General features: G+C 66.2%; 30 protein-coding genes and 1 pseudogene. 15 read left to right on the top strand and 16 right to left on the bottom strand.

All coding sequences use genetic code 11. From position 1 onward, the window contains the following. The first annotated feature begins 106 nt into the window (after positions 1-106). The 12 genes and pseudogenes from DEF76_RS02400 to DEF76_RS02350 form a co-directional block, all read left to right on the top strand. Positions 107-556: a MerR family transcriptional regulator gene (locus DEF76_RS02400; protein WP_456303849.1), complete on the top strand. Its 450-nt coding sequence runs from the start codon at positions 107-109 to the stop codon at positions 554-556. 46 nt (positions 557-602) lie between these two features. Next, a complete protein-coding gene (locus DEF76_RS20125) occupies positions 603-737 on the top strand; it encodes a hypothetical protein (protein WP_275895697.1) in 135 nt (44 codons plus the stop codon). Between the two features lie 109 nt (positions 738-846). Then, positions 847-1230 carry a hypothetical protein gene (locus DEF76_RS02395; protein WP_114910957.1) on the top strand — a complete coding sequence of 128 codons (384 nt, stop codon included), beginning with the start codon at positions 847-849 and terminating at the stop codon, positions 1228-1230. A 174-nt stretch (positions 1231-1404) separates the two neighbouring features. After that, positions 1405-2037, top strand: coding sequence for a FixH family protein (locus DEF76_RS02390; RefSeq protein ID WP_114910956.1), 633 nt, complete (start codon positions 1405-1407; stop codon positions 2035-2037). 91 nt (positions 2038-2128) lie between these two features. Further along, positions 2129-2542 carry a FixH family protein gene (locus tag DEF76_RS02385; RefSeq protein WP_114910955.1) on the top strand — a complete coding sequence of 138 codons (414 nt, stop codon included), beginning with the start codon at positions 2129-2131 and terminating at the stop codon, positions 2540-2542. A gap of 34 nt (positions 2543-2576) precedes the next feature. Next, positions 2577-3209, top strand: coding sequence for a hypothetical protein (locus DEF76_RS02380; RefSeq protein ID WP_162800448.1), 633 nt, complete (start codon positions 2577-2579; stop codon positions 3207-3209). A 65-nt stretch (positions 3210-3274) separates the two neighbouring features. Continuing rightward, the gene (locus DEF76_RS02375) at positions 3275-4489 is read left to right on the top strand and encodes a TolC family protein (RefSeq protein WP_162800447.1); all 1215 of its coding nucleotides are present in this window, start codon (positions 3275-3277) and stop codon (positions 4487-4489) included. Further along, the gene (locus tag DEF76_RS02370; RefSeq protein WP_114910952.1) at positions 4489-5862 is read left to right on the top strand and encodes an efflux RND transporter periplasmic adaptor subunit; all 1374 of its coding nucleotides are present in this window, start codon (positions 4489-4491) and stop codon (positions 5860-5862) included. The genes DEF76_RS02375 and DEF76_RS02370 overlap by 1 nt, the downstream gene beginning before the upstream one ends. Further along, positions 5859-9032: an efflux RND transporter permease subunit gene (locus DEF76_RS02365; protein ID WP_114910951.1), complete on the top strand. Its 3174-nt coding sequence runs from the start codon at positions 5859-5861 to the stop codon at positions 9030-9032. The genes DEF76_RS02370 and DEF76_RS02365 overlap by 4 nt, the downstream gene beginning before the upstream one ends. Positions 9033-9171: 139 nt before the next feature. Beyond that, entirely contained in the window at positions 9172-9447 is a 276-nt protein-coding gene (locus DEF76_RS02360) for a MerR family transcriptional regulator (RefSeq protein ID WP_114910950.1), read from the top strand. A 34-nt stretch (positions 9448-9481) separates the two neighbouring features. After that, a protein-coding gene (locus DEF76_RS02355) for an IS630 family transposase (protein WP_408842812.1) occupies positions 9482-10434 on the top strand; the annotation gives its coding sequence in 2 pieces (ribosomal slippage) (positions 9482-9823 and positions 9826-10434; 951 coding nt in all). A 36-nt stretch (positions 10435-10470) separates the two neighbouring features. Beyond that, positions 10471-10677 (top strand): annotated as a pseudogene (locus DEF76_RS02350) (MerR family DNA-binding protein); the annotation flags it as partial. 11 nt (positions 10678-10688) lie between these two features. On the opposite strand, the gene DEF76_RS02345 reads toward DEF76_RS02350, so the two are convergent. The 16 genes from DEF76_RS02345 to parA all read right to left on the bottom strand — a co-directional run bounded on the left by DEF76_RS02345 (position 10689) and on the right by parA (position 22778). Next, positions 10689-11345 carry an SCO family protein gene (locus DEF76_RS02345; protein WP_114910948.1) on the bottom strand — a complete coding sequence of 219 codons (657 nt, stop codon included), beginning with the start codon at positions 11343-11345 and terminating at the stop codon, positions 10689-10691. 13 nt (positions 11346-11358) lie between these two features. Continuing rightward, entirely contained in the window at positions 11359-11973 is a 615-nt protein-coding gene (locus DEF76_RS02340; protein WP_114910947.1) for a class I SAM-dependent methyltransferase, read from the bottom strand. After that, entirely contained in the window at positions 11970-14102 is a 2133-nt protein-coding gene (locus DEF76_RS02335; protein ID WP_114910946.1) for a protein-disulfide reductase DsbD family protein, read from the bottom strand. Before DEF76_RS02335 ends, DEF76_RS02340 begins: the two co-directional genes overlap by 4 nt. Further along, the gene (locus DEF76_RS02330; protein WP_162800446.1) at positions 14099-14593 is read right to left on the bottom strand and encodes a hypothetical protein; all 495 of its coding nucleotides are present in this window, start codon (positions 14591-14593) and stop codon (positions 14099-14101) included. Before DEF76_RS02330 ends, DEF76_RS02335 begins: the two co-directional genes overlap by 4 nt. A gap of 4 nt (positions 14594-14597) precedes the next feature. After that, on the bottom strand, positions 14598-14822 hold the full coding sequence (locus tag DEF76_RS02325) for a hypothetical protein (protein ID WP_114910944.1): 225 nt from the start codon (positions 14820-14822) through the stop codon (positions 14598-14600). A gap of 1 nt (position 14823) precedes the next feature. Then, complete coding sequence (locus DEF76_RS02320) at positions 14824-15129, bottom strand: hypothetical protein (RefSeq protein ID WP_205216080.1); 306 nt, start codon at positions 15127-15129, stop codon at positions 14824-14826. Between the two features lie 13 nt (positions 15130-15142). Next, the gene (locus DEF76_RS02315; protein ID WP_114910943.1) at positions 15143-15604 is read right to left on the bottom strand and encodes a DUF411 domain-containing protein; all 462 of its coding nucleotides are present in this window, start codon (positions 15602-15604) and stop codon (positions 15143-15145) included. 16 nt (positions 15605-15620) lie between these two features. After that, positions 15621-17048 (bottom strand): multicopper oxidase family protein, encoded by a 1428-nt coding sequence (locus DEF76_RS02310; protein ID WP_114910942.1) that lies wholly within the window; start codon positions 17046-17048, stop codon positions 15621-15623. Positions 17049-17131: 83 nt separating this feature from the next. Then, positions 17132-17467 carry a hypothetical protein gene (locus DEF76_RS02305; protein ID WP_162800445.1) on the bottom strand — a complete coding sequence of 112 codons (336 nt, stop codon included), beginning with the start codon at positions 17465-17467 and terminating at the stop codon, positions 17132-17134. 58 nt (positions 17468-17525) lie between these two features. Beyond that, complete coding sequence (locus DEF76_RS02300; protein WP_114913610.1) at positions 17526-17741, bottom strand: GDCCVxC domain-containing (seleno)protein; 216 nt, start codon at positions 17739-17741, stop codon at positions 17526-17528. A gap of 327 nt (positions 17742-18068) precedes the next feature. After that, positions 18069-19817: a relaxase/mobilization nuclease domain-containing protein gene (locus DEF76_RS02295; protein ID WP_114910940.1), complete on the bottom strand. Its 1749-nt coding sequence runs from the start codon at positions 19815-19817 to the stop codon at positions 18069-18071. 247 nt (positions 19818-20064) lie between these two features. Next, positions 20065-20805 carry a lytic transglycosylase domain-containing protein gene (locus DEF76_RS02285; RefSeq protein ID WP_114910939.1) on the bottom strand — a complete coding sequence of 247 codons (741 nt, stop codon included), beginning with the start codon at positions 20803-20805 and terminating at the stop codon, positions 20065-20067. A 101-nt stretch (positions 20806-20906) separates the two neighbouring features. Beyond that, positions 20907-21419: a S26 family signal peptidase gene (locus DEF76_RS02280; protein WP_114910938.1), complete on the bottom strand. Its 513-nt coding sequence runs from the start codon at positions 21417-21419 to the stop codon at positions 20907-20909. Beyond that, positions 21416-21892: a DUF2840 domain-containing protein gene (locus DEF76_RS02275; protein WP_114910937.1), complete on the bottom strand. Its 477-nt coding sequence runs from the start codon at positions 21890-21892 to the stop codon at positions 21416-21418. Before DEF76_RS02275 ends, DEF76_RS02280 begins: the two co-directional genes overlap by 4 nt. Further along, a complete protein-coding gene (locus DEF76_RS02270) occupies positions 21889-22143 on the bottom strand; it encodes a hypothetical protein (protein WP_114910936.1) in 255 nt (84 codons plus the stop codon). Before DEF76_RS02270 ends, DEF76_RS02275 begins: the two co-directional genes overlap by 4 nt. After that, positions 22140-22778, bottom strand: a complete 639-nt coding sequence (gene parA, locus DEF76_RS02265) for a ParA family partition ATPase (protein WP_114910935.1) — start codon at positions 22776-22778, stop codon at positions 22140-22142. Before parA ends, DEF76_RS02270 begins: the two co-directional genes overlap by 4 nt. Before the next feature lie 178 nt (positions 22779-22956). On the opposite strand from parA, the gene DEF76_RS02260 reads away from it, so the two are divergent. Genes DEF76_RS02260 through DEF76_RS02250 form a run of 3 tightly spaced genes read left to right on the top strand, consistent with a single transcriptional unit; the run spans position 22957 to position 26128 of the window. Then, a complete protein-coding gene (locus DEF76_RS02260) occupies positions 22957-23568 on the top strand; it encodes a TnsA endonuclease N-terminal domain-containing protein (RefSeq protein WP_205216079.1) in 612 nt (203 codons plus the stop codon). Continuing rightward, entirely contained in the window at positions 23565-25235 is a 1671-nt protein-coding gene (locus tag DEF76_RS02255; RefSeq protein ID WP_114910933.1) for a Mu transposase C-terminal domain-containing protein, read from the top strand. The genes DEF76_RS02260 and DEF76_RS02255 overlap by 4 nt, the downstream gene beginning before the upstream one ends. After that, positions 25232-26128, top strand: coding sequence for a TniB family NTP-binding protein (locus DEF76_RS02250; protein ID WP_205216078.1), 897 nt, complete (start codon positions 25232-25234; stop codon positions 26126-26128). Before DEF76_RS02255 ends, DEF76_RS02250 begins: the two co-directional genes overlap by 4 nt. The last annotated feature ends 8 nt before the right edge of the window (positions 26129-26136 follow it).

Below are 26136 nucleotides of genomic sequence, written 5' to 3'. Positions count from 1 at the left end.
GGGACCTATAGTGACTATAGGTTCAAGCCCCTTTCGCCGCTTTCTTGCCCGCCGGGATTGGCGGCCCGACGCGGCCGGCAGCGGCTCCCGCGCGAGAAACGAGACGATGAGCGGTGCGATGTATGCGATCGGCGATCTGGCCCGGCAGACCGGCACGAAGGTCGAGACGATCCGCTGGTACGAGCGTGACGGGATCATGCCCGCACCCGTGCGGACCGCAGGCGGCCATCGCGTCTATACCCGGACCCATCTCGACCGCCTCGCGTTCATCCGCCACGCGCGCGAACTGGGCTTTCCGCTGGAGGATGTGCGGGCGCTGCTGCGGCTCGCTGACGACCCGGAACGGCCCTGCGATCAGGTAGATGCGATCGCCAGCCAGCACTTGGCCGCGGTGCGCAGCCGCATCGCCCGCCTGCAAACGCTGGAGGCGGAACTCGCGCGCATGGTCGCCGTGTGTGGAGGGGGGCGCGTGGCGGAATGCCGCGTCATCGAAGTGCTGGCCGACCAGTCGCACGCGCATTGCCTGCATGAAGGACATGGCGGGACGGGGTTGTAGCCATGATGAACGCCGGCATCATGGGCGGCGGGATGATGGCTGGCCGATGATGCGGGTCGGCCTTCTGCTCTTGTTTCTGCTCGTGCTGGGCATCGCCGCGCTCGGCAAGATCGCTGACGCCATCACACCAGCCGAGTGCGCCAACTACCTTCGAAACTCCGGCCATTTCCAATCAGCCTGAGGACGCTCTAACCGGCAGATGCTCCACTTATCGAAGGCGAAACGCTGTTGCGACGAAGCCGGCCACCTCTCTTGTAAGTTTGGCGGCGTCAGTCTAGGTTTGGGGTAAGATGCCATTGCTTGTCACCCTTCGCCGCTTGATCATCGCTCTTATCGTTCTCGGCTTGTCGGCCGGCGCGATGGCGTTTGTCACGCCGGCAGCGGCGGGTCAGATGGTCATGGCGGCAGAGCAAAGCCAAGCAGTTGGCGCCCCGTGCGGGATGATGGTGGCGATGCATAGGGCTGACAGCACGGGCAAGAGTAGGATGCCCTGCAACACGATCACGCCGGATGGCGTAAAGAAGATGATCTGCTTGCACCAAGCGGCCTTGCCAGAGCGTGCCGATCTGAGTGTCGGATCTGCTGTTTTCACGGTCGTGAAATACCGTGTGAGCGCATTCGTCCGTTCCGGGCTGACATACGAGCCCGAACTTTCTCCTCCCTTAGCAGTGTGAACCACCCGGCGCGCATTTAGCGCGCGCCGAGGGGAATTTCTGTCCAGCTGAATCTGGCCCCGCAGGTCTATTGCGGCTGGGCTCCTGGCAGCGACCCCTATCTGGTCAGTCAACGCATCCGTCTCTTCTCAGTCGCGCGCACGCGACGGGACGGCTCAGGGAAGTGAGCCCAACATGATGAACAAGATCCTCGGCGTCGCCGTGACGGTGATGGCTGTCGCGTCCACCAGCGCCGCCTTTGCGGACAACGAGCAGCCTGTCGCCGGGCCTACAAGGTCGATGTACTCGACACTGAGCACCGGGATCGCCGGTTCGGAAGCCTACCCGAAGTTTGGCGGAGCAAGCGCCCAAACCCGCTCGAATATGGCGGCCCACGCGTCGGGGTCGCAGGACTACCAGGATTTTGCTGGCCAGCCTGCTCTGGGAGACGGCAATGGGCCTCGCGTCGCACTCGACGCGCCTCCAGGTTTCCGGTTCGAGCTAATCGGACAGCCGAGGCAGAACGGCGACATTGGCAAGATGCATCAGGCCGACAGCGAAAGCATATTTTTCGTGCGCCTTGTTTGGGCCAGTGACGGCGCGCCCATCACCAATGCCCAGGTCGCTCTGTTGCGAGTCGACATGTCGCCCGACGGGATGGGCGAGATGACGGCTCGCTCTTACGTCCGGCCGTACAGCGATCCCGGCACGTACCGCGTAGAAGTCCACCCGCTGATGGCGGGCCGATGGGCTGTGACGCTCGACGCACACATGACCGACCACCCGGAATCGGTCCGTCAGGTCCTAACCGTCGCTTTGGCGAAATAATGGATGCCACGATCGCCTCCCGTGTGGGCGGTCGGCGGTCGTGGCACCTTCTCGTCGCTTCTTCTTCACCGTCAAATCAAGGAAATGGGCAATGACAGCCAAGACTCCTGGTTTTCCTAACCGCGTGCTTGCTGCCGGCGTTCTGTTGACAGCAAGTCTAATCAGTATCTCCGTGGCTCACGCGGCGGCCAACGACTATCGCTTCGAATTGGCTGGAAAACCAACCGTGTCGGCCGGCAAGAATATAGTTCGAGTACGACTCGTGCATGTCGCCGACGGCAAGCCGGTGCCGGATGCCGTAATTTTCGAGAGTAAGGCCGACATGGGGCCGGCCGGCATGCCAACGATGCCCGCTCCGGTAAAGGCGATGCCCGCAAAGAACGGCGTGTACAGCTTCGAGGTGGAACCGGGAATGGCCGGTACCTGGGCGCTGCACTTGGCGGCAAAAGTGCAAGGCGAGCCGGAGACCGTTCGGGGTACCGTCAACGCCGATCTGGTGAAGTGACGTGCGCGCCCAGCGGATGCAGTGCGGCGCGGGGATGCTGGCGGGCAGCCTGGTTGCCTGTGTCCCGGCGCTTGCCCAACCAGCCGACGCTCTGCTGGGTGCCCCGGCGAGCGAGCCGGCTTCGAGCCTTTGGCTGAACGCAACCGCCCCCTCCGTGCCAGCCAGGGCAGCATTCTCCATCGAAGCTCTGCACGAACCGGTCGACGTGGCGATGAACTTCACCTTGTCTGAAATCGGTCATTGGGCTGAGCAAAGTGGCTGGACGGGCAATCACGCTCCGCTTGGCTTCAGCATTGCGAAGACCGGATATCGGGTGATTGTCGAAGTAAGCATCGAAAGCGAGACGACATGTTCTGAGCCTATCAAGGCGTCCATTCAAGTGATGCTGACCGACAGACACATTGAGATCGCGAAGGGACTGAGCCTCATGTTGTCACGGCTGACGCTGCCGAACCTGCAGCATGACGGCGCACTCGCCGACGAGGACCGAGTGCGAATGGAACAGGTGATCAGAGCGGCGATGGATTGGGTGTGGCCATCCCTCCAGATCGCCATGCGCGCTGCGGCGAATGGTGTCGAGTCTGCGGACGAAATTACCAGCCTCGGTCAGGCCTGCCTCCCCGCCGATGGCGTTGTGCTGAACTCACAAAGTGGAACGAGGCTGTGACTCATTCTGTCGTTCGTCGGCCGCGCATGTCGGCCTGTTGGCGGCTCGGCGCAGGCGTAACGCTGGTGGCTGGCCTGCTTGCCTATGCACCCGCCCACGCCCAGTCGGCAGACGCTCTGTTAGGCACGACCGTTGACGGATTGCTGAGTGCGGGGCGCCACCTCAGCCCTGGACTGCGGGCTGCGGCCCTCGACACGGAGGCCGCCGCCGCCAAGGCCGGGGGGGCCGACGCGCTCGACGACCCGACCATCACCGACAGCTATACCTACTACAAGGACCCCGGAGTCTTCAGCGCGCACACCGTGATGCTGACCCAGGCCTTCCCACTATGGGGCAAGCGCAGCCTGCGCCGGCAGGCAGCCATGGCCGATGTCGATGCGAGCCGCGGCCGGGAGCGGGCCGCGCAGGACGAACTCGACGAAAAGATCAAGGTCGCCTACGCGCAGTACTACCTGACCAGTCGCGACATCGCAGTAAATCAGGAAATCGCGGGGCTCGGGCGACGTATGCGTGCTGCAGCCTCCGCACGCTACGGTCAGGGTGGCGGCGACCAAGTTGCCGTCATCCAGGCGCTCGGCGAGGAGACGACGGCGAAGATCGAGGCCGTGAGGCTGGAGGGCGTGAAGAGTGCAGCCCGTGCGCGACTGAACACTCTGGTCGGACGATCCGCGGATGCACCGCTCGCTGAGCCGCAGCGTCTCAAGCCCCTTCCCGCTTCGGAGCCTGTTCTGGCAGCCCTGATCGATCGCGCCCGCGCGGCCAACCCCACCTTGTCGGCAAGCAACGCGGCGATCCAAGCGGCTCGCACCCGCAGTACCCTCGCGGACAAAGCCTGGTATCCGGACGTGACGATCGGCGCGGGGCCTCTGATCCAAACCAACAACCAGCCGGTCGGTTTCGCGGCAACGGTTGGGCTTAACATCCCGCTCCCTTGGGGACGTGAAGCAGCCGGGCAGCGGGAGGCAGCGGCGCAGCTTGGCGCGACGCAGCAACGCTACGATGCAGATCGGCTGGAGATCGAGGGCGCCCTGGGCGAGGCCGTCGCCAAGCTGCGGGCAGCCCGCTCGACGGAGGCGCTATTGCGCAAAGAGGCGATGCCGCAGGCGCGGGCTGCCTTCCAGACAGTTCTGGCCAACTACAGCCAGGGCAGAGGCGAGCTGACCGCCGCCATCACCGCCGAGCACCAGATGCACGACGTCGAGCTTCGGCTCCTCCAGACGCAACTCGACGAGCAGGTCGAGCTGGCCGCGATTGAACGCCTGATCGGTGGGGACCTGTGATGCGGCATTTGTTTCTGGCGTTGACACTGATCGGCTTGGCCATTGTCGGCTTTGCTCGCGCTGATGATACCCCCCGCCAACCGCTGTTCTACCAGGACCCTGACGGTAAGCCGTTCTACGCTGACGGCCCCAAGAGGACGGCAGACGGGCGGGACTACAAACCGGTGTTCGAGGATGGCCCGGCTCCGCAGGCGGCGGCCGAACCGGCAGCACCCGCAAAACCGGCCGGCGGCCGGGATCACCGCGTTCTTTACTATCGCAATCCCATGGGGCTGCCGGACACCTCGCCCAAGCCCAAGAAGGACTCGATGGGCATGGACTACTTGCCCGTCTATGCCGACGAGGATACCCAGGACGACCCACCCGGTACTGTCCGGATCACACCCGGCCGCTTGCAAACCCTCGGCGTGCGCACTGAAGCGGCCGAGATGCGACCGGCCAGCGCACGCAGCGTTCGCGCGACTGGAATCCTGCAGTTCGACGAGCGGCACCTGGTGACGGTCACGACGCGCGTGCCGGGCTGGCTTGAGCACCTCGCCGTGGCTGCGACCGGTGATCCGGTCAAGCGCGGCCAGGTCCTGGCCGAGATCTATTCGCCCGAGATGGTCGCGTCCGAGGACGAGTATCTCGTTGCTGCCCGTATGGGGGGCGCCGTGGGCGCAGCGTCCGTCCAGCGCCTGCGTGCCCTCGACATTCCGGACGATGAAATTGCACGCTTGCGCCGGTCTGGTCGGCCAGCCCGGCGTATCGCCGTCATGGCCCAGGCCGACGGCGTCGTCATCGATAAGCCCGTTCAGCAAGGCATGCGGGTGGACGCCGGGGAAGCGCTCTACAAGACCGCCGACCTGTCGAACCTGTGGCTGATCGCGCAAGTACAGGAGCAGGATTTGGGTGCGATCGTACCCGGAGAGGGTGCGCGCGCAACCTTCGTCGCGTTCCCAGGCCGAACCTTCGAGGGTCGCGTCGATTTTATCTATCCGACGTTGTCTGCCGAGACCCGCACGGCCCGCGTGCGCATCGTGCTCCCCAATCCCGACGGCGCGCTGCGCGCCGCGATGTTCGCAAACGTGCAGATTGACGCGGCAGCGGCGGGCGAACCGGTGCTGTCGGTGCCCAACTCCGCCGTTCTCGACAGTGGCACGAGGCAAATCGTGCTGGTTGCGCGCGGTGAAGGTCGGTTTGAGCCGAGGCCGGTGCAGCTCGGCGTACACGGCGACGACTGGGTGCAGGTTCTCGGCGGCATCAAGCCGGGCGATCGCGTCGTGGTCGGCGCCAACTTCCTGATCGACGCTGAGAGCAACCTGCGGGCCGCGCTGCAGGGTTTTGCGGACGGCGACAAGACGAAGCCCACTCAGCAGGGAGCCACCCCATGATCGGCCGCCTCATCGACCTTTGTGCGATCAATAAGATTTTGGTGCTGCTCGCGACTTTTTTTGTGGTTGGTATTGGCGTGTGGTCGATCGCCAACACGCCGCTCGACGCTCTCCCTGATCTCTCGGACACTCAGGTCATCGTCTATACCGAGTACCCGGGCCAGGCGCCGCAGGTGGTCGAGGATCAGGTCACCTATCCTCTGACCACGGCACTGTTGGCGGTACCGCATGCCAAAGTCGTGCGCGGGTTCTCCGACTTCGGACTTTCGTTCGTCTACGTCGTGTTTGACGACGGCACCGACCTGTACTGGGCGCGCTCGCGTGTCCTGGAATACCTGAACTTCGCTGCCAAGCGCCTGCCAGCGGGCGTGACACCCGCGCTCGGGCCGGATGCGAGCGGTGTTGGCTGGGTATACGAGTACGTCGTCCTCGGGGCGCAGCGCACTTTGGCCGAGTTGCGCAGCATTCAGGACTGGATCGTACGCTATGATCTCGTGACGGCGAAAGGCGTGTCTGAGGTCGCCAGCGTCGGCGGCTTCGAAAAGCAATATCAGGTCGTCGTCGATCCAAGAAAGCTGCAAGCGTTCGGCATTCCTCTCGACCGCGTGTCGGACGCGATCCGGGCGAGCAACAACGACGTAGGCGGCCGCACGATCGAGATGAGCGAGACCGAGTACATGGTCCGCGGTCGGGGCTATCTGCGCAACATGAAGGACCTCGGTAACGTCGTGCTAAAGGCCGATCCGAGCGGCTCCGGCACGCCCGTGCTGCTGAAGGACGTGGCGCGGATCGAGCTCGGCCCGGACGAGCGGCGCGGCATCGCCGAGATGAACGGCACCGGCGAGGTGGTCGGCGGTATCGCCTTGAAGCGGGACGGCGCGGATGCGTTGACGACCATCAACAACATCAAGGCCAAGCTGGCGGAGATAAAGCCGGGCCTGCCACAGGGCGTCTCGATCGCGCCCGTCTACGACCGCTCTCAACTCATCGACGGCGCCATCCACACGCTCAAGCACACGCTTGTGGAGGAAAGCCTGATCGTCGCCGCCGTGTGCGTGATCTTCCTGCTGCATTTCCGCAGCGCGTTGGTGGCGATCCTGACGCTGCCGATCGGCATATTGATGGCCTTCATAGGAATGTACGCGCTCGGCATCGGCTCCAACATCATGAGCTTGGGCGGTATCGCCATTGCTCTCGGCGCGATGGTGGACGCGGCGATCGTCATGATCGAGAATGCCCACAAGCACGTCGAGCGACTCAAGCCCGGTGAACCGCGCGGCCCGGCGCTGATCGCCGCCGCCAAGGAAGTCGGTCCCTCGCTATTCTTCAGCCTGCTGGTGATCGTCGCTGCGTTCCTGCCGGTGTTCGCGCTCGAGGACCAGGAGGGGCGGCTGTTCAAGCCGCTCGCCTACACCAAGACCTTCGCAATGGCCGGCGGCGCTCTCCTTTCAATCACGCTCGTGCCGGTGTTGATGCTGTTCTTCGTGCGCGGACACATCATTCCCGAGGCGAAAAACCCCATCAACAGGGCGCTGATCTGGCTCTACCGCCCGGTGATCCGCCTCGTCCTCCGTATTCCGGCACTCACCGTGGTCGCCGCCATCGCTATCCTGGGTGCCACGGTGTGGCCCGCCTTGCAGCTCGGCAGCGAGTTCATGCCGAGCCTCAACGAGGGGACGCTGCTGTTCATGCCGGTGACCCTACCGGGTCTGTCCGTCACCAAGGCCGCCGAGCTCCTGCAAACTCAGGATCGTATCATCAAGTCGTTTCCCGAGGTCGAGTCCGTGTTCGGCAAGGCAGGCCGCGCGATGACGGCGACAGATCCGGCACCGGTCGAAATGAGCGAGACGGTCGTCAACCTGAAACCCCCGAGCGAGTGGCCAGCGGGCAAGACGCTCGACCAGCTCATCGCCAAGATGAACGCGGCCTTGCAGTTCCCCGGTGTCAGCAACGCCTGGACCATGCCGATCAAGGCGCGCATCGACATGCTCTCGACCGGCATCCGCACCCCGGTCGGCGTGAAGGTGTTCGGCCCGGACCTGCATGAGCTGGAGCGTCTGGCGACGGAGGTCGAACATGTCGTTCATGACGTGCCCGGCACTACGAGCGCCTTCGCTGAGCGGCTGGAGGGTGGGCACTACGTCGAGATCGAACCGGACCGACAGGCCGCTGCCCGCTACGGCCTGTCGGTGGAAGACGTGCAGAAGGTGGTGGCGACCGCCCTCGGCGGCGAGACGGTCACCACGACAGTCGAGGGCCGCGAGCGCTACGGCGTGAACGTGCGCTACCCGCGCGGCCTGCGCGACGACCCCAGGGCCATCGCGAACCAAGTCCTGGTCCCGACGATGGGGGGCGCCATGGTCCCGCTTGGCCAAGTCGCCAGCATCCACGTCACCACAGGTCCGCCGAGCATCCGCACGGAGAACGCGCAGCCCGTCGCCTACATCTATGTCGACCTCCAAGGGCGCGATCTTGGCGGCTACGTCGCCGAGGCGTCGCGCAAGGTGGCCGAGCAGGTGAAGATGCCGGCGGGCTATCACATCGAATGGAGCGGCCAGTTCGAGTACCTCCAGCGCGCCGAAGCCAAGCTGAAGATCGTGGTTCCGGCGACACTGGTGGTGATCATGGTACTGCTGTTCCTCAACTTCGGACGGCTGACGGAGACGTTTATTGTGATGCTTTCCGTGCCCTTTGCACTCGTCGGTGGCGCGTGGCTGATGTGGCTGTTGGGCTACAACATGAGTGTCGCTGTCGCCGTCGGCTTCATCGCGCTTGCTGGTGTCGCGGCGGAGACCGGTGTGGTCATGCTGATCTACCTCGACCACGCGCTTGCCGAGATCAGGCAGCAGCGATTGCTCGAAGGGGTACCGCTCAGCCGCGCCGACCTGCGCCGGGCCATCATGCACGGCGCCGTGGAGCGGGTGCGGCCGAAGATGATGACGGTCGTGGCGATCATGGCGGGGCTGTTGCCTATCCTGTGGAGCACCGGCACCGGTTCGGAGGTCATGCGGCGCATCGCCGTCCCCATGGTGGGAGGGATGGTCTCGTCCACCCTCCTCACCCTCCTCGTCATCCCTGCGATCTACGCGATCGTCAAAGGATGGCGGCTGCCTCACCGCGTCGAAGCACCTGCCCCTGCTCGTAAGCAGGCGGCACTTCCTGCCGAGTGAGAACGGCGCGTCACCCTCCCTCGCCGCAGATCAGGAAGGCCACATGATGGAGTTCCAAACTGGCTCAGATGAACACAACGAAGGGCGTGATCGCGATGGCCGCACTGCTGGGAGTGGCCACAGCGCGAGGAACGCGACGATGAGCGGTGCGGTCTATGCGATCGGCGATCTGGCTCGGCAGACCGGCACGAAGGTCGAGACGATCCGCTGGTACGAGCGCGACGGGATCATGCCCGCACCCGTGCGGACGGCAGGTGGGCATCGCCTCTATACCCGGACCCATCTCGACCGCCTCGCCTTCATCCGCCACGCCCGCGAACTTGGCTTTCCGCTGGAGGATGTGCGGGCGCTGCTAGAGCGGTTTCATGGTGACCTGAATCGCGGCTGGGGGTTCCGGCGCGGGGCTATTCTGTGATTCATGGGTCTCCGGCATGGACCGGAGGCATAAGATGGCGTGGCGGAACGGGCAGGCGTACTCGACGGACCTACGGCTGCGGGTGTTATCGGCCTCTGGCAGCGCGCGTGAGACGGCCGAGCGCTTCGGCGTCAGCGTGTCCTACGTGGTGAAGGCGCGGCAGCGGCGTGATCGAGCTGCCGAGATGACGGCGCGGCCGCAACGCTGCCGGATGCAGCGACAACTCGCCGGGCTGCACGACGCCATCGCTGCCCATGTTCGTGAGCGCCCTGACGCGACGCTCAACGAGCTACGGGCGTGGTTGCGCGAGGCACATGGGACGACGGCGAGCATGGGCCTGATGTGGAACACCCTCGCCCGGCTCGGGCTGACGCTGAAAAAAAGACGCTCCATGCTGCCGAGCAAGCCCGCGCCGATGTCGCCGAAGCCCGCCGACAGTGGCGTGACCTGCAGCGACGGCTGAGCCCGGATCGGCTGGTCTTTCTCGACGAAACCTGGACCAAGACGAACATGACCCGGCTGCGCGGCCGCGCCCCGCGCGGTCAGCGCTTGGTGGCCGCGGTACCGCACGGCCATTGGAAGACCAGCACCTTCCTCGCCGGCCTGCGTCACGATCGGATCGTCGCCCCGTTGGTGCTCGACGGTGCGATCAACGGCCGCAGCTTCCGCGCCTACATCGAGCAGTTCCTCGCACCAACGCTCGCGCCCGGTGACGTCGTCGTCGCCGACAATCTCGGCAGTCACAAGGTCAGCGGTGTCCGCGAGGCGATCGAGGCGCGTGGCGCCAGCCTGCTCTTCCTGCCGCCTTACAGCCCCGACCTGAACCCCATCGAGCAGGTGTTCGCCAAACTCAAGCACCTCGTCCGAAGCGCCGCGCCGCGTCAGCACGACACCCTCTGGCAAACCATCGGCAACTGCCTCGCCCACTTCGCCCCAAACGAGTGCCGTAACTATCTCGCCGCCGCAGGCTACAGACGGTCACCGTGAAACCGCTCTAGCGCTGGCGGACGATCCGCAGCGCCCTGCGCCGAGGTGGATGCGATCGCCAGCGAGCACCTGGCGGCGGTGCGCAGCCGCATCGCTCGCCTGCGGACGCTGGAGGCGGAACTCGCGCGCATGGTCGCCGTGTGCGGCCGCGGGCGCGTGGCGGAATGCCACGTCATCGAGGTGCTGGCCGACCAGTCGCACGCGCATTGCCTGCACGAAGGACATGGCGGGACTGGGCTATAGCTCTCGCGCGCTCAAGGCGTCGCCTTCAGCTTTGCTCGCAGCATGGCAGCCAGCTTGTCGGCATCGACATCCGACGGGAGCAGCGCGCTGAACTTCCCAGTCGGGTCCATCAGGTACAGAAAGATCGAGTGGCTGACGAGATCGGCGCCAGATTCCTCATGCCGCGCCGGCGCGTAGTACACCCGATATGCCTTGGCCGCCTCGGCGATCTGCGCATCACTGCCGGTCAGGCCGACAATCCGCGGATCGAAGTTTGCGAGGTACGATGCTAGCCGGGCGGACGTATCGCGAGCAGGATCGACGGTGATGAACAGCGGCGCGATCCTGTCGGCGAGCGGCCCGAGCTTGTTGAGTGCGGCAGCCATCTTCTGCAACGTCAGCGGGCATTCGTCGGGGCAGTTGGTATAGCCGAAGAACACGAGCATCCAGCGATCGCGATAGTCGGCCTGGGTGACAGTGTGGCCCTTGTCGTCGGTCAGATGGAACGGGCCGCCGATCGACACGCCCGCCGGAATGGAGGCCGTTCCTGCTGACGCATCTTCAGTGGCCGGCCGGATCAGCCCGCCTATGCCGCCGCCCGAGCCGAATTCCAGAACCACTATCCCGAGTGCCAGCAGCACGATCACGCCGAGCGTGGTCCAGCGGATGATGCGGAGCGTCCTGGTCATGCTGGTCCTCCCGTCATGCCGGCCTCGCCCGGCCTTCATAGAGGAAAGTGTGGGTCTTCGGCCCCGATAGCCGCGCATTCGCCAGCGCGTCGATGCGAAAGCCGCTGCCGGCAATCAGGTCGTCGATCTTGCGGTTGAGGTGGCAGCCGCCGGCAATGCGCCGCCAGATCGGGTCGAGCCGGTCCTGCCAGTGTGCAACACCCGGCTCCGGCGCGCGCCCATGCTCGACGAACAGCAGTGTCCCGCCGGGCTTCAGCACGCGCCTGAGTTCGGCCAGCGCGCGATGCGCGTCGGGGATGGTGCAGAGCGTCCAGGTCGTTACCACAGTGTCGATGCTGGCGGCCTCCAGCGGCACCGCCTCGGCGGACGCTTCGAGCAGCTCGACGAGAACCGGTGCGCTCGCCGCGCGGTCGCGGGCCATGCGCAGCAGTTCGGGCGACGGATCCAGTCCGATCACCGTGCGGACCGACGGCCCATACAGCGGCAGGTTGATCCCCGAGCCGATGCCGACCTCCAGTACCCGCCCTTCCGCCGCACCGATCACGCGCCGGCGGAACGGCAGCAGCTGCTTCTGCCGCATTGTCAGATGCAGAAGGCGGGGCAGCACATGGCGCTGGTAGAGGCTCATTGCACGGCTTCCTGGCGGCGCGCGGCACCGGCGTGGCGGAAGGCGTCCGTCACGGCGTCTTGCGTCAGCAGCTCGGGCAGCGCGATGCCCTCGGGTGCGTCCGGTCCATAGACCACGTCGAGCGGCACGCCATAGCGGCCGAAACTCTGCAAGTAGGCGGTGATGGCCGGATCGGGACGAGTCCAGTCTGCCCGCATCGTTACCACGCCGGGAGCGCGGAGCCGGTCCGCGACCGGCGCCCGGTCCAGTACGGCCAGCTCGTTGACCTTGCAGGTCAGGCACCAGGCAGCGGTCACGTCCACGAACACGACCTTCTGCTGCGCCACCAGGCGGTGCAGCCCCGCCTCATCGAACGGCCGCCACGGGTGGGCGGCTGCATTCGGTGCCGGTGCCGCGATCGGCACCGCCTGGCCGCGCAGCGCCGGGACCAGCACCGCGACCGTCGCCAGAACCACGGCCGCGGCTGCGGCAGGCCCGCGGCCCGAGGGCAGGCGGTGACGCCAGGCGAGCACGCCGAGCAGGACGGCGAGTGCCATACCGGCAAGCAGGGCCGAAGCCGCACCGGATTCCAGCGCCAGCACGGAGACAAGCCAGGCGGCGGCGCCGAGCAGCGCCAGCCCGAGGGCGCGGCGGAGCCAGCCCATCCATGGCCCCGGCCGTGGCAGCCACCCCACCAGCCCCGGCGCCACTGCGACGGCCAGGAAGGGTGACGCCATGCCGAGGCCGAGAGCGGCGAATACCAGCGCGATGTCCAGCGGTCCGCCCGTGAGCGCGAAGCCGATGGCCGTGCCGACGAACGGCGCCGAGCAGGAAGCGGCGAGCAATGTCGCGAAGGCGCCCAGCAGGAACGCATCGCTGAACCGGCCACGCCCGCGCACCGCGCCGACCGTGCCCGCCACGCTGCCCGGCAGCGCCAGCGGCAGCCAGTCCCACAGGCTTGCGGCGAACAGCGTCGTGACCAGCGCCATGCCGGCGAGGAACCAGGGTTGCTGGAACTGGATACCCCAGCCGATCGCCGCTCCCGTTGCCTTCAGCCCGATCAGGCCGAGCGCGAGCACACCGAACGAGCCCACGATCCCCGCGGCCGTCGCGAGCAGGCCGAGACGGGCCGCACGGCGCTCGGCGCCGCCATAGCCGACCAGCGCCAGCAGCTTCAGCGACAGCACCGGCAGTATGCAGGGCATCAGGTTCAGCACCAGGCCGCCGAGCAGGGCGATGCCGATGATGGCAACGCGCATCGTCCGCCCCGGCCCAAATTGGTCATGCCGAGGCGGCAAAGCGCCGAGCAGCGGGATGGCGTCGGCCTCGGCGGCGCGCGGACCATCGACCACGGTCAGATGCAATGCCTGTCCCGCCAGCGCGTCGGCCGTCATCCCCCGGATCGGCACACGCAACGTCGCCACCCGGCCGGCGTCTGCCAGCGCGATATCGGCGCGCGCAGGCGAGCCATTCGCCGCGCCTTCGACGAACAGGTCGGGCGCTCGCAGCTCCGCCCCGGTGCTGGCAAGCCGGACGGATAGGACGGCGCCATTCTCCCCGGGTCCAACGACCGCATTGAGCAGCCTGAGCTGCGCGGACGCAAAGTCGCCCGGCACGCGGTCGCGCGCCGCCGCAATCAGCGGCGCTTCCGGGCCGGGCAGCGCAAGCCCGGCCGGCAGCGTCAGGTCCAGGCTCGCGTGATAGGGGATGCACACGTCCTTGCAGGAGGCATAATCCACCTCGGCATGCAGACGCAGCGGTGCACCGGGATGGGCCAGTGTGACGGCGATCGGCAGCACCACGCCGTCCACGTAGCCCAGCGTCTCCAGGCCACCGAGCGGCGGCAGACGGCTTGGCGCCGGCCAGGCGATCCAGGCGCCAGCCAGATTCTCCGAACCCTGCCAGTCGATGGTCGGCGGGATGCCGGCATCGCCCGGCGTCCGCCAGTAGGTGTGCCATCCAGGGGTCAGGCGGAGTTGCAGCCCCACATCGACCTGTGTGCCTGATCCGGTCGCTTCGACCGCTGTAATCAGGCGCGCCGCTCCATGGGCATTGCTGGCCCAGTCGCTCGCCGCGGCGAAGGACGATCCCGGAAAAGCCAGCAGGCCGAGCAGAGCAAGCGGCGTAGCAAGAAACCGCGCGCGCTTCATGGTCGTGGTCTCCCGGTCAGGGCAATAGACGGCCGCGCCCAGGTGAAGGCGACAAGCGGAACGACGACCCATTGCAGCAGCGGCGACAGCCCTGTGCCGAGTAGCGGCACGCGAGGCATGGCGGACGCATAGCCCCAACTGCCGCGAACCTCCACGTTCAGCCACTCGCTGAACACAGTGTAGGCAAGCCCGAGAAGCAGCGTGACGATCGCAACTTGTAGGTAGTCCCGCGACGGCCAGGAGCGCCCCACGGCCAGGACGCCCAATCCAAGAGAAAACAACGTGATCAGCAAGTCGCCAACCCAGCAATGGAATACCGCAAAAGCCAGGTAACCCGGACGGGCGGTCTGCCACAGCGTGAATAGCGGCAACTGGAATACCTCCCACATGAGGTTTCCAATGGCGGCGACGATAGCATAGCGGACGATGGCGCGTCTGATCATCGGGGTGCCGAGAAGTCTCTTGCCTGTCGCAGTCTCCAGCGCTCGCATGATCTCAGTCCGGCACCGACCCGGCGGCAGGCGCATGGGACTGCCACTGGCTGTTCGGCCGGCCGTCACCGCCGTTCATCGACTGCATCATGCCGGCACAACCGCCGGACATCATGCCGCCACCCATCATGCCGTGACCCATCGCGAACGCGGGCACGATCAGGGCGCCAATCCCGGCGGCAAGCACGGCGCCAAGCACGGCGATGATCAACGTCTGTCGGACGCACATGCTACCTCTCCTGCGTTGCTGGAAGATTTTCAAGAGTCGCGCGAACGGCCTGTCCGCCCTGCTGCGCCGGCACGCTCGCACGGCCGCCCATGCCATGCATGCACAGGCCGAGGCCGCACATTGCGGCACAGGGGGCGACGCTGAACAGCAGCGGGACAGCGCCGATCGCGACCAGCCAACTCCATTGCCACGCGGCGGCAACGGCGATGACGCCGAGCGCGGCGGCACCAAGCACAAGGCGCACGCGGCCAGGCGGGGCGATCGACAGCGGTCGGGCGACTGCCGGATCGGATACGGTTGTCTGCATGGTCCGCGCGCTCCTAATCCACATCGAAGACGCGCGGTGGCGTGCCATCGCGGCTCACAGCGTAGATCGTCAGCGGTCCGGTCTTCTCTCCGAACATGCCGGGTGATCCGGACGGCATGCCCGGCAGGGTGATGCCGGCGATGGCTGGCTTCTCATCGAGCAGCTTGCGAATCGTCTTTACCGGAACATGTCCGTCCACGACGTAGTCGCCGATGAAACTGGTGTGACAGCCTTCCAGTTCCTCGGGGACGCCGGCCTTGCGGCTGATCTCGGCGAGGTCGTTGGTCGGCTTCACGTCCACCTTGAAGCCGTTCTGGCCGAGGTACTGTGCGTAACCTTCGCAGCAGGTGCAAGACGGATTTTTATACAGCGTCACCGGGATCGGTTCAGCCGCGGGCACGGTTCGCGACATGAGGAGCGCAGGCATCGACGTGGTCGACGCCATCAGCAGTGCGGCAAACTTCCGTCGGGTCATGGTCTGGTTCTCCTGTTCAACTCACACGGATGGTCGTCATGAGCCCGCCGGCCTGGTGCTCCATGACGTGGCAATGCAGCATCCAATCGCCGGGATTGTCGGCCACGAAGGCAACGCGCACGTTCTCGCGCGGGCGAACCAGCACTGTGTCGCCCCACTCGTCGTGCGGCACCGGCGCGCCGTCGCGCTTGAGCACTGAAAAACTGTGGCCGTGCAGGTGCATCGGGTGCCACCAGGCCGTCTCGTTGCGGAAGTCCAGAATGCAGCTCCGTCCGCGGTCGATGCGGAACAGCGGCGGCATGTCGGCGCTGCCGTCGCCGGTCATCGACTGGCCGTTGATGCCCCAGGCGGCGCCCCCACCCATGCCCATCATTCCGCCTCCGCCCGTGCCGCTCATCATCCCGCCCTGCAGGCGGATGTCGTGGAACACCGCAGTAGCCAGATCCGGACGCGGCACGGGATTGGGCGGCAGGCGGAGTGGTGCATCCGAGGGGTGCGGGCGCAGCGGCGGGGCGGCATCGTAGGACAGACGGACCAGCGTGTAGGAGAGTCTGTCGTAGAAGTCGTCCACCACAGGATATGACCGGCCGGGCTCACCCTGCATGTCCAGCATGACGTCGGCACGCATGGCGGGGCCGAGCAGGATCCGGCCGGCGGCCGGTTCGTGCGGGTCACACGGCTGTCCGTCCAAGGCGACGACGATTGGACTGTGCCCCACGAAGCGCAGCGCCATGATGCGGGCGATCGCGGCGTTGAGCAGCCGCAGCCGCACGCGCTCACCGGCGCGGACGCGCAGATTATCCGGCAGCCGGCCGTTGATCGTGACGGTGTTGCCAACCCGGCCGTCCATCGCCGCTTCCATGCGGTTGCTGAAGCCGGGCGCGATCTGGGCATCCGGTTCCAGCCGCCAGTCCTGGATCGTCCAGAGCAGGTCGCGGTCCACTGCCGGCGGTTCGAGTTCTTCGACGATCAGCGGGCCGGCAAGCCCGCGACCCATCTGCACCAGGCTGTCGTCGTGCGAATGATACCAGAAGGTGCCGGCGTCGGGCGGACTGAACGCGTAATCGAAGCGACCGCCGGGCCGGATGGTCGGCTGAGTGAGGCCCGGTACGCCATCCATGGCGTTCGGCAGACGGATCCCGTGCCAGTGCACCGTGGTGCCCTCGGTCAATCCGTTCTCGACAACCGCCCGCAACATTGTCCCCTGGCGAAGACGAAGGACGGGGCCCGGTACCAGGCCATCATAGGCCAAGACACGGGTGCGCAGCGCGTCGTTGCCGACCATCGAGACTTCGGCCGGCGCTGGCCGAATCCGCGAGACCTTTGGTGATTCGGCTTCTGCATGCAGCCGGTTGGATTGCGAGGCAATTACCGCAACAGAACTCGCTGCCACGGTCGTCAACAGCCGCCGACGGCTGAGCGCCGGCAAGAATGATGTTGTCATGTTCTCCGTCCAAATCGGCGCAGCGGCGGCGTGTTGGCGCAGCGCGCATTTCCGGTGTCAGGCGGACGCTCGCAGCGCCGCTGTCAGGCCTGGACGGGGGGTCTCGGGGGTATGGGATCGGGAGCCAGCGGCCGTCCGCTCGGACCAGCAAGCGGGCCGGGCGCATAGACAGTCGGCTGCCAGACCGTCGCGTTGACGACGTCAGGCGCGGGCAGAACAGCGGCGAGCGCACCAACGCACATGCTCGGACCACAGGGCAAAGCCTTTGCGTGATCGCCACCTGCCTTGCCCGGCATCGGCGCATCGTCCGGACAATCCGCACAATGGGTCGTCTGCATCATGACCGTCATGGGCACCGCCATCACGCGCTGCGGCATCGCCACCGTGAGGATGAGGGCGATAACAGACAGCCACGACATGAACCAGCCGATGCGACTCAAGGTCATGGCGGTAGTATAGGCATGATGATGGGGCCGCTCAAGGGTTCACATCCGGCCGCTGCATCGGCGGGCACGGCGTGCTGCCGTATGAGCAGAAAACGCAGCAATGGCCGGGCTTCAGCCGCGGCGTCGCGCAGCAACTCTTGCAGTCGTAGAAGAACTGGCAGGCGTTGGTCAGCATGGTTTCCACCTCGACGTAGCCGCATCGCCGGCACATGATGGTTGAGACCAGGAACGGTACGGTGTCGGCCATCCCGCTTCCGTCAGGCTGCCAAGCGTTCGCCATCTCAGCCTGCATCGGTATTCGCAGCGATCACCCGCTCCGGCTCCGCAGCTTCAGCGACACTACGCCGTGTGAAATCTGGTCGATCGGTGTTTCTCAAAGCTCAAGCAAAGCCGGAGACAGGCTACCCGGTAAGACAAAACCGCCGACAGCTACATCGGCTTCATGATCGTCGCATCCATCCGGCTGTGGGTGAGTTACTTCGTCAACAAACCCAATGTTTGGGCCCGCATTTGCGCAAGTTCGGAAGACCCGTGCCAACGCATGACGCTTGGCACGATGCGTTTGCTGGCACCATTAGATATTCAGCCCCCGCTTGCGCCCAAGACTCCAGTCTATGTTTCCTCCCGGCGTCACTATGCCACTGACCTGGTGACCGAGTTCCTTCTCCAACGCCGGCCGCCAAGGCACGAGCTGGAACCCCATCCCATCATCGATCATGGCGAACCGGCCGGAGGAGAGGGTGATGCGCTGGCGGTAGATGCCGGGCACGTGCTCGCCTTCAGCGGAGGGGCGATGTGCAAGTCCCGTCTCCGCCGAGAGCATTGTGGCGACATCGTCCAGTTCGCGCCGGCGCAGCGTGTTGAGGAGGTCCCGCGCGAACCCGACGCGCTGGCCCTGCCGCTTCGCTAAGCCCTGTCGGGCAAGATGGTCGATTCGCCGATCCATTGCCTCGCGGACCTCGGCGCCGAAGCCGCCGCCGCTGAGCGCCGGCTCTTTCGCGAGTAGCTGGCGGTCGATCCAGGTCGCGCCGGTCGCCGAGATCTGTGCTTCGATCGTGAAGTCGGATCGCGTGGCGAGGGATAGGCGGTGGCGGCCATTGGCATCTTCGTAGGACCGCGCCTCGACGATCGCGCCGGGTCGCGCGTCGCCGGTCAGTTCGAGGTCTGAGAAACGGAGATGATGTGTGTGGCCATCGACGCCTTCGACGATGGCGTAGGCGGTGCCCTTCAGCTCGTCGTCTAGCCCGCGCTCGACCAGGCGGCCCAGCACCGGATTGGCGGGCGCGTCGCCATGGATCGCGAAGCCAGTGACGTCTGGCTCCCGATCTGCCCTGCTCATCGCCCGATGCATCGTCTTGATGATGTCGCCGCGGATGCCGAGGTCACGCATGGCAGGCTCAATGCCAGGCTTCAGAGTCCATTGGGCCGGGCCAACCTGCTCGGCAAGGCCCAGCCGTTCGAGCTTCGCGGCGCGGCCGAGCATCAGGCGTCGCGTCTCCGGATCGTCCGCACCGCCTGGCCGCAAGTCAGCGACACCGCCGCCATCATCGGAGACATCGCGTAGGGCGCGGTCGAGGCTGGTCCAGCGTTCGGCCTCGACTTCCCTTTCCAGGGCAGTTCGGATTTCATGCTCGCTGCGCGGGCCGAGTTCGATGGTGACGCGCTCGGCTGCCCGATCGCGAAAGCCTCGGCTGATATAGTCGCGGCTGATGACTAGGTCCTGGCCATCGTCTGCCCTGCCGCGGATCAGGACGTGGACGTGCGGGTTGTCGGTGTTCCAGTGATCGACCGCCACCCAGTCGAGCTTGGTGCCGAGGTCGCGTTCGACGTCGGCCATCAGCTCGCGCGTGAAGCCGCGCAGGCTCTCCAGCTCCGCGGCGTCTTCCGGCGAGATGATGAACCGGAAATGATGGCGGTCATCCTCGCACCGCTCGGCGAAGGCCCGTTCATCGGCCGCATCCGACGTGGCGTCGAACATGCGGGCGTCGGCGCCGTCCCGGGTTACGCCGTCGCGCTTCAGATAGGCCATGTGCTTGGGCAGCGGCGCCGAGCGAAAGCGCGTGCCGTAATGCCGGACGACGCGCGCCTTCATCACGACGCGTCTTGCGTTGGAGCGGAGCCGGATCGAGACCGCCGCCCGGCGGCCACGCCCGAATCGCGAGCGGCTGCGACCCTGGCTTGAGCGGAAGCTGGAGCCCACATGACCGGCCCTCTTCGCGGCTCGCATGACCTCGCCGACGAAGGTCTGCGGACGCTTGGCGCCGCGGTTGCCGTGACGAATGCGGCCTGGGCGGACGTGGATGTCGTCGTCGTTGGTGCTCATGGCCGCAAGGCGGGCAGGAATGGGCGGAGACGGCGCTCGGGATATTGAAATCCTTGACGAAAATTCCTTGAGCGCCAGCAGGGCAGCGTGGTCGAGTGCTCAAATTCCTCAATCCAACCAACCACTTGCGCCGCCCGGAGGGCCAGCCTTTTCCCTTGCCGTCCGTTGGTCGTGTTTCTCCGCACCCCCAGTCTGACACACAAAAATGCGCCAAAGCCCGCCAGACCACGATGAAGCCAGATCTCGCTCATGGCCGTGGATTCCGCCCCGACGTCCTGACGAACAGACCGTCCGATTGCGGGGCGAGCGCGGTCCAATCCTCCGCTGTTTCGTTGATCGACAACTGTTCCGATTGCGGGGCGGACGATAGTTGGGGGCGCGCCGGGCTGTTCGCCGTATGCGACGCGAACAGCGGCGCTTGCGTCCAGGAGCGCGCCACAACGGCGACAACCAACGCATCATCGACCGAACCTCCGCCGATCAGCGGGGCGAGAACAGCGACGTAGGCGCGCGTCTCGGCGGGCAGCGTTCGGCCTGTCGCCAGATGATCCTCATAGCGTGCCGGGCCGGCGTTGTAGGCTGCAAGGAAACCAGGCGCACCGTAGCGATCATGCAGCTCCCGCAGATACGCCGCGCCGGCGAAGATGTTGTCGTGCGCATTGTATGGGTCAGTGCCGAGGCCATAGCGAAGACGCAGGCCGGCCCATGTCGCCGGCATGATCTGCATCAAACCCATGGCGCCTTTGGGCGACAGAGCCCGCACGTCGCCGAGGCTTTCGACCCGCATCACGGCGCGTATCCAGGACGCCGGAATGCCGAAGCGCTGCGAGGCTTCGGCCACAAAGACCGCAAAGTGATCGGTCGTCGCGGCGACGCTCGGAGGCTTCGCGGCGATCGGTTCGGCGCAGGCAACGCCACCGCCGACCAACAGCGTGATCGCGATCGAGCCGCAAAGGAGCCGCCGCCATCCACGCGCACGCCTGGTCATCGAGCGGCGCTCGACGACGGGCGGTATGGCCGGGAAGGAGGAAGAGACCGGGCGGGATGGTTGGCGCTGAAGGGCTGTGTGCGGGCAGGACTGAGACACGGTCATTGCTCCTCGTCGGTCCAGAGGGGCGCCGCTTCGCCGACGATGGTTGTCGCCGGCAACGGCCCGAAATACCGACCGTCGAGGGAGTCCTCGGACTGCCGATTCATGAGGAAGACTTGGCCCTCGGCGATGAGACGGCAGCCCTGCCAGACAGGAAGGGGGCGACCTCGGCGATCGCGTTCGAGCGCCTTGCCCATGACGGTGGCATCGACGGTGATGGTGCGGCCCGCACGGCAGACGGTTTGTCCGGGGAGTGCCTGGATTCGCTTCAGGAGGGGCACGCTCTTGGGCAGATAGCCACGCTCGTCGAGGAAGTTCGCCAGCGGCGGCGGCGGGCGCACCACGACCAACTCGGTGACGTGCAGGTCGCCGACCGGTCGCACGCGATACAGCCCGATCGGCACGCTGGCGCTGGCGTTCCAGATCAGCTTCGGCGCCGGATGAACGAAGGCGGAAACGCCGATCGCCATCGTCGCGAAATAGGTCACCATAACTGCTCCGAAACGCGTCATGACGCGATCCTCCGACGCTTGAGCCATGCGGAATGTTGATCGCGCGCGTACGGCCGTGGCTCGTAGCCGGCGATCAGGCGGTTGTGGACATGCCGCCAATGATCGGGAGCGGCGTCGGTTGGATCGATGCCGAGCGCTTCGACGGCGTCGATCGCCCGCAACACGCGCTCGACCTTCGGCCAGCCGGAGAGGCGCAAGAGAATCTCGCCGCCGGGCCGCACGAAGGGCACGGTCGAGAACGCCTCGCCGGGATGGACGGCGCGCAGAATGTCGATGCGTGAGACGACGGTGCCGAAGTCGTTCGAGGCCCAGCGGATATAGGCGATGACGCTGTCGGGCGCGAAGCTGAGGACGCGGCGGCGGCGATCGAGAATCTTCTCGCTGACGTCGTGGCCGAACCGGATCCAGTGCTCGATGCGCTTTTCGATCCAGGTCAGTTCGACATGGGTGAACGCGTCAGGCGACGGGCTCATGCCGCGCCTCCCCCGTCCTCGGGGAACTCGCGCAGCAGCAGGGCGCGCAGCATGTCGGCGACCGTCACGCCGCGCCGGAAAGCGCTGACCTTGATCCGGCCTCGCAGCTCGGGCGTGACATCGATCGTCAGTCGGGCCGCATAGGATTGCGCATCCGGGTCGCGCGCTGCGGTCACGTCGGGCGCCTTCACCCAGCTGTCGGCGTCGCCGGGACGGGAGGCGAAGCCGCGCCTGGGTGCGCGCGCGGTCATCGAACGAGGCTCCCGATTTCGTCGGCAAGAGCGGTGATCTCGCGCGCGGCCGGACTGGTCTCGTCGATGTCGAAGACGAGACGGCCGGACTGCGCGGCGTCGGCGAAAACGACACGCTGGCCGATCCTGGCCGCGAGCACCGGCGGATCGTGCTCGGCGAGCGCCTCGGCGGTCTCGCGGGCGATGATGGTGCGGGCGGCGCAGCGGTTCAGCACGAAGCGGGCGATGATCTGCGGCCGGAAGATGCGCGCCTCCGCGATCAGCTTCAGCATCTCGCCCGATGCCCAGCCATCGAACGGCGATGGCTGGGCGGGGACCAGCACGACGTCGGCAGCGAGCAGCGCCGAGCGCATCAGGCCGGCGACGCGCGGCGGCCCGTCGATCACGACGTGATCGGCATCACGGGCCAACTCGGGGGCTTCGCGGTGCAGGGTGTCGCGCGCCAGGCCGATGACGCCGAACAGCCTCGGCAGCCCTTCCCTTGCCCGCTGCTCCGACCAGTCGAGTGCCGAGCCTTGCGGATCGGCGTCGATCAGGGTGACTCTTTTCCCTTTCCGGGCCCATTCGCCGGCGAGATGCAGGGCGAGCGTCGTCTTGCCGACACCGCCCTTCTGGTTGAGGAGCGCCACGATCATCGGGCGCTCCTGTCGGTTTTCCACCGATCTGTTGGTGTTCGAGGTTTCGTGAATCGACGAGTAGGCGAATATGAATCCGCATAATGGTTTGCGTGCATTGACACGGTTCCATGTTTGTGAACTGACCCCAAAATGTGCTAGGTTTACGTACCGAATCGTCCCGCAAATGGAGAGCGATTTGCGGCAAATTCCTCTCAGCCATCGGTCGCATGTGACCGGGTTCCAGACACTGGCAACTGGGACGGTGGAGCATGAAAGCGCGCTGGAGCGTGACTTCGTAACGCTCGTGAGCTTCATGGATGCCGGCGCCGTGGTGACAGCCCAGCCGGTGACGATCCGGTTCGAGCATGAGGGCCGCCAACGGCGATATACGCCGGACTTTCGCGTCGACTGGAGCGACGGCCGCTGCGAGATCGTCGAGATCAAATACCGTGTGGACTTGCGCGAGGGCTGGCGTGGCTTCCGGCCGGCTTTTGCTGCTGCGCGGCATTGGGCGCATAGCAATGGCGCCCGCTTCAGGATCGCGACCGAGCGCGGCATCCGCGGACCGCGGCTCGACGTCGCGAAGCGGCTACTGCCGCTCAGGAGCGCGCCGATCGACACGGTGCTGGCGGAACGAGCCGTCGCCCGTGCGCGCGCCAATACCGTGAGTTTCGGCGATCTGGTGGATGATTTACCGGCCGCGCGCGAGGCCGGCCTCGCCTTGCTCTGGCGGCTGATCGCGCGCGGAGCGCTCGCCGTCGATCTCACCGTGCCGATCACGGCCGAGACGCGGGTGACAGCGCCATGAGCACGCCCGATCTCTCGATGATTGACGCCGCGGCATGGGATGAAGCGCGGCGCTGTCTCCCGGTGATCCGGCGGCTGGCGGAGAATCCGGTACGTACGCGAAGCGACGTGGTGGCGGCCGCCGAGGAGCTCGGTTGTGGGCCAACCCACGCGTATGCCCTGCTGCGGCGCTATCTCACCGATGCACGCCTTACCGGCCTGCTGCCACGTCGTCGTGGTCCCGAACGCGGCATCTCTTTGCTCGATGAAGCGGTGGACGCGGTGATCCGTGAGGTCATCGACTCGGTCTATCTGACGCGCCAGCGACCTCGGATCGTTCATCTGGTCGAGGAAGTCCAACGCCGCTGCGTTGCGGAAGGTCTGCGGGTTCCGAGCCGCAAGGCGATCACGGCCCGGGTGCAGGCGCGTCCCGCTCGCGAGGTCGTCGCGAAGCGCGAGGGCCGCAAGGCGGCACGCGAGCGCTATTTCCCGGCGGTCGGATCGCTGGAAGCCCACTGGCCTCTGTCGCTGATCCAGATCGACCATACGCTGGTCGACGTGATCGTGGTCGACAGCGAGACGCGGGCGCCGATCCAGCGGCCCTGGTTGACGCTGGCGATCGACGTCTGCACGCGTTGCGTCGCCGGTTTCCATTTGTCGTTGGCGCCGCCATCCGCAACGTCGGTCGCGTTGTGCCTGAGCCATGCTGCGCTTTCCAAGGAGAGCTGGCTGGCCGAGCGACGCATCGACGCAGATTGGCCGGTGCGTGGCATCCCCGAACGCCTGCATCTGGACAACGCCAAGGAGTTCCGGTCCGAGGCGCTGAAGCGCGGCTGCGAACAGTATGGGATCGCCATCGACTACCGGCCTGTGCGCACGCCTCACTATGGCGGCCACATCGAGCGACTGATCGGCACGATGATGGGCAAAGTCCATCTGCTGCCGGGAACCACCTTCTCCGACGTGCGGGAAAAAGGCGATTTGGACCCGGAGAAGACGGCTGCGATGACGCTCGACGAGGTGGAGCGCTGGCTCGGTCACGCGATCGCAGGCGTCTATCATCGTGATCTGCATCGCAGCCTCGGCATCACGCCGTTGGCTGCCTGGAAGCGAGGCGTTTCCGGGGACGACACGACGTTGGGGCGCGGCGAGCCGACTGCTGTGGCCGATCCACGCCGCTTCCTGATCGATTTCCTGCCGATTGCGCGTCGCAGGATTCGCCGGGATGGCGTGGCGCTGCACTCGATCGCTTATTGGGCGGATGTGCTGAGCACCTGGATCGGCCATCCAGAGCCGATGATCGTCCGCTACGACCCGCGTGACCTCAGCCGGATCTATCTGCTCGGTCCCGACGGAGTGTATTACGACCTCAGCTACCGCGATCTGCGGCGCCCGCCGATCAGCCTGTGGGAGCACCGTCTGGCGCTGAAGCGGCTGCACGAGAACGGCCGCTCGCTGGTCGACGAGGAAGCTATCTTCCGCACCATCGAGGCCATGCGGATGATCGCTGACGGCGCCGTTCGCGCCAGCAAAACGGCGCGGCGCCAGCGCGAGCGGCGTCCGCACGCCGTTGTCGAAGGCCGCTCTGATCTGCTTCCGATCGAGCATGATGAAGCCGATCGGTTTCGGCAGATCAACGAGGGCCTGGCGCCGCACGAACGGATGTTCCCGGTCGAGGAATGGGAATGAGCGACGACTATGCGCACCTGCATCCCTCGGTCCGGCGCTTCGCTGACGAAGACGCCCCGTCGCGCATACGACGCATCCGCACAGATCGTTGGATCGGCTATGCACGGGCGGAAGCCGTCCTGGCGGCGCTGGAGGACCTGCTGAGCTTCCCGAAGCGGACGCGGATGCCGAACCTGTTGCTGGTCGGTCCGACAAACAACGGCAAGACGATGATCGTCGAGAAGTTCCGGCGGGCGCACCCGGGGACCACCGCCGGCGAGAGCGGTGACGGCATTGCGCTTTTTCCCGTCGTGAAGGTGCAGATGCCGCCTGGCCCGGACGAAGGCCGGTTCTTCGGGGCGATTCTCGATGCGCTGGGAATGCCGTTCAGCCCGCGCGATCGAATCGCGACCAAGCAGGACACGGTGGTCTGCGTCATGCGCTCGACGGGAACGCGGATGCTGGTGATCGACGAGTTGCACAACGTGCTGTCGGGTTCGGCGATGCAGCAGCGCCGGTTGCTCAATCTGCTGCGCTGGCTCGGCAACGAGCTCCAGATCCCGCTGGTCGGCGTCGGCACGGCCGAGGCGCTGCGCGCGATCCGCAGCGACGACCAACTCGTCAACCGCTTCGAGCCGCACCCTCTACCGCTGTGGAGCGATGACGACGAGTATCGCCGGCTGCTGAGCACGCTCGAGGCCGTGCTCCCGCTGCGCAAGCCGTCGCATCTCGCCGATACCGCGCTTGGCGCCCGCATCCTCTCGGCATCCGAAGGCGTGCTCGGCGAGATGATCGCGGTCGTCATCCGTGCCGCGGTTCGGGCGGTGGATACGGGCGCGGAGACGATCTCTGCGCGCGTGATCGAGGATACAGGCTTCATCCGTCCCTCCGAGCGTCGTCGTGTTGCGGTCTGATTTGTTCG

This window comes from Acidibrevibacterium fodinaquatile, assembly GCF_003352165.1.
In the GTDB taxonomy this organism is placed as follows: domain Bacteria; phylum Pseudomonadota; class Alphaproteobacteria; order Acetobacterales; family Acetobacteraceae; genus Acidibrevibacterium; species Acidibrevibacterium fodinaquatile.
Note: the sequence above shows the minus strand (reverse complement) of the source record. Positions and strands in the feature narration are given on the sequence as shown.